This is a genomic window from Streptomyces crystallinus, assembly GCF_039521265.1.
Classification (GTDB): Bacteria; Actinomycetota; Actinomycetes; order Streptomycetales; family Streptomycetaceae; genus Streptomyces; species Streptomyces crystallinus.
On the sequence record NZ_BAAACA010000035.1, the window covers coordinates 223,690 to 230,101 of the forward strand.

Consider the following 6,412-nt stretch of genomic DNA (forward strand, 5'->3'; position numbering starts at 1 on the left):
TTACACCTTTCCGGCCCACGGCGAACACCCTTGGCAGGCCGCCTTGCCCGCGTAATGCTGATTACATGATTACAGCCGAACAGCACGAGCAGCTTCGCGGCTGGTTCTCCGGCCGCATCCCCGAGGGTCTCTTCGAGCGCCTGGTCGAGGTGGTCGTCGACCGCGAGGAGATCACCGTCGTCGGGCGCGTCCCCGAGCCGAAGCTCGCCGACGACGCCTCCCCCGCCGAGCGCACCGCCGCCCTCGACGGCCGTATCCAGGAGTTCCGCGAGCGCACCCGCGACGAGCGGATCGCGGTGGCCCGCGAGGCCGAGCACCGCTATGGACGCAAGGTCTCCTGGGGCGCCGAGTGCGGCGGCCGGCGCGCGATGTTCACCCAGGTCTCGGCCCCGGTCATGACCCGGCTCCGCCAGCCCGAACGCCAGGTCCTGGACACCCTGGTGGCGGGCGGTGTGGTCCGCAGTCGCAGCGAGGCCCTTGCCTGGTGCGTACGGCTCGTACAGAGTCACACCGACGACTGGCTCGGGGAGCTGCGCGACTCCCTGGAGCGGGTACGGGAAGTCCGCGCCCAGGGGCCCGACCGCGCGTCGGGGCCCGCCGAGGAGGAAAACGCATGAGCGACGCTCCGGGGATCCCCAGCGTCTACGAGTGGATGGGCGGCCAGGAGGCGCTGGACCGCCTGACCGAGGTCTTCTACGGGCATGTGCACAAGGACCCGGTCCTGGCACCGGTGTTCGCGGCCGCCCCGGCCGAGCACGCCCACCACGTGGCGGTCTGGCTGGCCGAGGTCTTCGGCGGCCCCGCCGACTACACCGCGGCCCACGGCGGCCACGACCACATGGCCGGGCGCCATCTGGGCCGCGGCATCACCGAGGAGCAGCGGCGGCGCTGGATCGCGCTGCTGATGGACGCGGCGGACGAGGTGGGGCTGCCGGACGACCCGGAGTTCCGGGCGGTGTTCGCGTACTACATCGAGTGGGGCACGCGGATGGCGCTGGTGTACTCCGGCCCCAATCCGCCGCCGGTGGAGGGGACGGGGGCGAAGGTGCCGAGGTGGGGCTGGAACCAGACCCCGCCCTGGCAGGGCTGACCCGCCCCCCGCCTCCCCCGCTCGCCCGACCTCGCACATGGCCCCTCCGGACGGTTCCGGAGGGGCCATACGCATGTCCTATACATTCGTTCTAGACAGTCGTATTAAACGCCCGTACAGTTCCTGTCATGACCCACACACCGAGCACCAACCTCCGCGCGGGCCGCAAGGAATGGACCGCCTTCGTCGTCCTGCTGCTGCCGCTCCTCCTGGTCTCCATGGACGTCTCCGTCCTCTACTTCGCGATCCCCTCGATCACCCGCGAACTGGACCCGAGCGCCACCCAGCAGCTGTGGATCTTCGACGTCTACGCCTTCGCGCTGGCCGGCCTGCTGATCACGATGGGCTCGCTCGGTGACCGGATCGGCCGCCGCAGGCTGCTCCTGATCGGAGCGGCGGCGTTCGGCCTCGCCTCGGTGACGGCGGCGTACGCGACCAGCGCCGAGATGCTGATCGCCGCCCGCGCCCTGCTCGGTGTCGGCGGCGCGACCCTGATGCCCTCCACCATGGGCCTGGTCCGCAACATGTTCCGCGACGACAAGCAGCGCGGCCAGGCGATCGGCATCTGGTCCGGCGCCATGGCGGGCGGCATCGCGCTCGGCTCGGTGATGAGCGGCGTGATGCTGGAGCACTTCTGGTGGGGCTCGGTGTTCCTGATCAACGTGCCGGCGATGCTGCTCCTGCTGGTCCTCGTCCCGGTCCTGGTCCCCGAGTTCAAGGACCCGGCCCCCGGCAGGTTCGACCTGCTGAGCGTGCCGCTGTCGATGGGCGCGGTGCTGCCGGTGGTGTACGGGCTGAAGGAGTTCGCGGCCGAGGGCTTCAGCGCGGCGCGGCTGCTGTCGGTGGCCGTGGGCCTCGCGGTCGGCTGGGTCTTCGTCCACCGCCAGCGGGTGCGGCGGGACGCGATGATCAGCCGTGAGCTCTTCCGTGACCGGGTCTTCGGCGCCGGGATCTCGCTCAACGCGATCGCGGCGTTCGCGATGATGGGCTCGGCCTACTTCACCACGCAGTACCTCCAGTCGGTGCTCGGCATGGGCACCATGGAGGCGGCCCTGTGGTCGCTGGCCCCCTCGCTCGCGGTGGGCATCGCCGCCCCTACGGCCACGGCGGTCGCGGCCAAGCTGGGCAAGGCCCCGGTCATCGCGTCCGGCTTCGCGATCGGCTCCGCGGGCTACGGCGTGCTCGCCCTCACCGGCACCGACTCGCTGTGGCTGGTACTGACCGGCGCCGCGGTGATCGCCAGCGGCATCGTCACGGTGATGGCGCTCGTCTCCGACATGGCGCTGGCCTCGGCGCCCGCCGAGAAGGCGAGCTCGGCGGCGTCACTGCTCGAGACCGGGCAGGAGTTCGGCGGGGCGATGGGCATGGCGGTCCTGGGCTCGATCGGCACGGCGGTCTACCGCGCGGACATGCCCGACTCGGCCCCGGCCGCGGCCCGCGAGACCCTGGGCGCGGCGGTCGCCACCGGCGACGACGGGCTGGTGACCACGGCTCGGGAGGCGTTTGTGCACGGGATGCAGTTCGCGGGGGTCGGGGGGACGGTTCTGCTGCTGGTCGCGGCGGGGGTGACGGTGGGTCTGCTCCGGGGGACGAGTGTGGCTGCGCCTGCGCGGGAGGGGGAGCTGGTGGGGTAACCCCGCGCTACGACGACCGCCGGCCGGGCTCCGAGTGAGCCCGCCCGGCGGTCGTTTGTCTGCGGCTGAGTGGCGAGCCGGTCGCGCAGTTCCCCGCGCCCCTGGGTGGTTCGTCGGCTGCGAGCCGGTGGCCGCTTCTCGCGCAGTTCCCCGCGCCCCTCAGGGGGTCGGGCGTGGCCGGTTGGGGGTGTGCCGCAGCTCTCGAACCCTGCTCAGCCACAGGCTTTTAGGGGCGCGGGGAACTGCGCGAGCAACCGGCCACGACCCGCAGACGACAACGGGCTTCCCGCGGCGCGAAAACCCGCCCGAGCGAGACGTACTACCTAGGGGCGCGGGGAACTGCGCGAGCAACCGACCACGCACCCGCAGGCAAAGACCGGGCACAAGCAGGGGCGCGGGGAACTGCGCGAGCAACCCACCACACACCCGCAGCCAAAGACCGGGCACTCAGAACTGCACGTCAGAGCACGCGTAAAACGCGTTCCCCGTGTCCGCCACAGTCCACACCGCCAGGATCACATGATGCCCGCTCCTCCCGGAGGGAATCGTGCCGTCGTGCGACAGCGTCGGCGGCGGCTGCTTGCCGTTGAACGGGACCGTCAGGAACGGCTGCGGATCCAGCGCCGCCCGGGTGAGCTTCTGGGCCGGGTCCCAGCCCTGCTTGGTGAGGTAGTACCGGAAGTCCGTCGTGGCGTGCCGCGCGGTGAACTGCCAGCGGAAGGTGTACGTCTGACCCGCCGTCATACGCGTGGCCGGCCAGCCCGTACCGCCGCGCGGATCGTCGAGCTCCGCGAAGCGCGCGTTGCCGCCCGCGCAGAGCCGGCCGTCCGCGGGTCCCGCGGCCGGGAACCCCTTGGGGCCTTCGACGGACTGCGGCTCCCACTGTATTTCGCCGCAGGCGTGCGCGTTGGCGCACACCTTCTGGCGGCTGAGCGGCTGGTCGGTGTACCCGTGACCGCTGGCACTCGATGTGGCGAGCAGCGACGTGCCCGCCGCCGCGAGCGCGACGACGGCCGCGCCCAGCTTCTTCTTGCGCATGCTGACGCTCCTGGAGAACGTGGGGGAGTTCTGGGGCCGTGGCACGCGTGCAATCTGGTCTGGACCAACTCACAGGCTATTCCCGCCAGTTGAGCATGTCCAGACCAATCACCACACGGCTTCGACGCCGCCGCTCCCCCCGTTCAGGGGCCCGCGCTCAGGCGCCCTCCGCCCCGCCCCGGCCCGTATAGAACGCCACCGTCAGGTCCTTCACCAGCACGCGCCGCTCGTAGTCGTCCAGCTCCACCAGGCCGCGCGAGGTGAGCCGGGCCACCGTGTCGTCGACCGCGTCCACCACCGAGCCCAGCACCGCGTCCCGGTGCCGGGCGTCGAGCGCCGCGACCCGCCGCCGCCGCATCGCCGCCGCCACCTCCGGCGCGTACTCGATCCGGGTCGGCTGCACCGCGTACACCTCGATCCCGACCGGCTCCGCCTCCGCCTTCAGCAGCCGGGTCAGCGCGTCCCCGACGGCCTCCGCGTCCCGCAGGGTCGGGGCGTCCTCGTGGAAGGCGTCGGCCGGGAGCTGCGAGAGCACCCGGGCCATCGCCGCCTCCACCTGGTCGCGCAGATAGATCAGATGGTCGTCGACGGCCAGGGCGGCCCGCGCGGTGTCCCTGACCCGCCACACCACCAGCACCACGGCCCGCAGCGCCGTGCCGTCCGCGTCGACCGCGGGCATCGGCTCGCTGCGCCAGTGCCGCAGCCGTACGTCGACGGGCTCGCGCAGCAGCAGCGGGCTGATCCACACCAGCCCCGTGCGCCGCACGCTCCCCCGATAGTCGCCGCAGAGCGAGAGCACCCAGGCGTACCCGGCCCGGCCGCGCCCCAGCCCGCCGAAGCAGACCACCGCGACGGCCGTCCCGCACACCAGCAGCGCCCAGCGCGCGGGCCCCATGACGGCGTGCCCAGCGGCGTACGGGGACGGGGGCAGCCGCAGCGCCTGGGTCACCGCCCCCGGGACCAGGCCCGCCGACCAGACGACCGCCGCGCACCCCGCCAGCGCGGCAAAGCCCGCCGCGACCGCCACCGCCCCCGGCACCACCGGCCCGGGCCGCTCGACCAGGTCGGGGTCGCCGGGCGGGGCGGGCCGCGCGGGCGCCGGGACCGGCCGCCGCGCACGCCGGGCCGGGACGGCCCCGGCCGGCTTCGGACCCGGCTGGGGCACCACGGGGGTGGGGGCGGTGTCGTCCCGGAACAGCAGGTGCACCGGGATCTCGGCGGTGGTCTCGCCCCTGATCACCGCGACCCGGCGGGGGGCGGCGGGGCCTGGAGCGCCCTCGTCCGGCACGGGGGTGTCCGTCGTGTCCGTCGTCTTCTGCATCGATGTCTCCTGCGTCATGCGAAGAGCCGCCGCCAGGTCTCGGGGCCGGGGTAGCCGTCGGCCGCGCCGCCGCGCCAGCCCTGGGCGCGCTGGAACGCCTCGACGTTGCGCCGGTCGGCCTCGCTCCAGAGCGGGCCGGGGCCGGTGGTGTAGTACCGCCCGAACCCCTTGCGCAGCAGCTGCCGCCCGAGCTCGGTCACATACGCGCTGGACCGACCGGGCCGGAAGTACGCGCGCCCGGGGAAGGCGGGCACCCGCACCCAGCCCGCGTACCCGGCGGTGGTCGGCGCGGCGGGCGCACCCGCCCTGCCCGGCACGTCCGCCGGGGTCTGACCCGCCGGGGTCTGGCCCGCGGGGGTCTGGCCCATCGGCGGGGGCGGGGTGGCCGCCGGCAGGCCCCCCGTGGTGCCGCGCTCCGGCGGGATGTCCTTGCCCGCGCCCCGCACCAGCAGGCTCCACGTCTGGGCGCCCGGCAGCCCGTCGGCCGCGCTGCCGGTCCAGCCCTGGGCGCGCTGGAAGGCCTCGGTCGCCCTGCGGTCGGCCGCGCCCCAGAGCGGGCCGGGGCCCTCGGTGTAGAACCGCTTGCCGCCGCGCGCCACCAGCATCTGGCCCAGCCGCGTGACGTACGCGTTGTTGGCGCCCGGCCCGAAGGCGCCCACCCCCGGGAAGTCCGCCGCGAGCGCGGCCGGGGCGGGCTGCTCGGCGGCGACGGCACCGCTGGTGCCGGTGGCGACGCCCTTGTACCGGTAGGGCAGATAGCGGGCCGAGTTGGTCCAGTACGTGTACGGCGTGGCCTGTCTGCGGGCCAGCGGGGGCGTCTGCTCGTACGCGATGTAGGAGGTGTGCGTGTAGTCCGTCCAGCCGCCGAAGATCACCACGTGCGAACCCTTGGTCGGGTTGTCGGGGTTGTGGAAGAGCAGGATGTCGCCCGGCTGGAGCTCCTCCTTGGCGATCCGCACCGCGAAGCTGCCCAGACTGCCCGTCCACTCGTTGGTGCCGAGGTTCCAGGCCATCGAGACGAACCCGGAGCAGTCCTGGCGGTACCCGTCCGACCAGTACTTCTCCATGCTGTACGGGACCTGCGCGGTCACCCACTTCTTCGCCCGGTTGATGATGTCGGCCCGGGTCATCGGCTGGAGCTTGCGCGGCGCCAGCCCCTCGGGCCGCGCGGCGGCGCTCCCGTGCAGCCCGCCGGCGACCCCCTGCTCGGTCGCGGGCCCGCTGTCCTGGCCGACGGCGTCGCCCCCGGCGGCGGCCCGGTCGTGGCCGGTGCCCGGGCCCGGCGGCCGCACGGTGGCGGCGGCGCTCTGGGCGCCGAGGACCACGCCC

General features: G+C 73.8%; 6 protein-coding genes. 3 read left to right on the forward strand and 3 right to left on the reverse strand.

The features are described 5' to 3' along the window. Positions 1-65: 65 nt before the first annotated feature. The 3 genes from ABD236_RS25160 to ABD236_RS25170 all read left to right on the forward strand — a co-directional run bounded on the left by ABD236_RS25160 (position 66) and on the right by ABD236_RS25170 (position 2,724). Positions 66-617: a hypothetical protein gene (locus ABD236_RS25160; RefSeq protein WP_344077081.1), complete on the forward strand. Its 552-nt coding sequence runs from the start codon at positions 66-68 to the stop codon at positions 615-617. Further along, complete coding sequence (locus ABD236_RS25165; protein ID WP_344077083.1) at positions 614-1,090, forward strand: group II truncated hemoglobin; 477 nt, start codon at positions 614-616, stop codon at positions 1,088-1,090. The genes ABD236_RS25160 and ABD236_RS25165 overlap by 4 nt, the downstream gene beginning before the upstream one ends. A gap of 128 nt (positions 1,091-1,218) precedes the next feature. Continuing rightward, positions 1,219-2,724 (forward strand): MFS transporter, encoded by a 1,506-nt coding sequence (locus ABD236_RS25170; protein WP_344077087.1) that lies wholly within the window; start codon positions 1,219-1,221, stop codon positions 2,722-2,724. Between the two features lie 447 nt (positions 2,725-3,171). Here ABD236_RS25170 and ABD236_RS25175 read toward each other — a convergent pair whose 3' ends face one another. From ABD236_RS25175 to ABD236_RS25185, 3 genes are all read right to left on the reverse strand, one after another. Next, positions 3,172-3,762 (reverse strand): lytic polysaccharide monooxygenase auxiliary activity family 9 protein, encoded by a 591-nt coding sequence (locus tag ABD236_RS25175; RefSeq protein WP_344077089.1) that lies wholly within the window; start codon positions 3,760-3,762, stop codon positions 3,172-3,174. A 157-nt stretch (positions 3,763-3,919) separates the two neighbouring features. Next, positions 3,920-5,083 (reverse strand): SPFH domain-containing protein, encoded by a 1,164-nt coding sequence (locus ABD236_RS25180; protein WP_425543942.1) that lies wholly within the window; start codon positions 5,081-5,083, stop codon positions 3,920-3,922. Between the two features lie 14 nt (positions 5,084-5,097). Continuing rightward, a partial coding sequence (locus tag ABD236_RS25185) for a peptidoglycan-binding protein (protein WP_425543943.1) occupies positions 5,098-6,412 on the reverse strand: 1,315 nt, incomplete at its 5' end.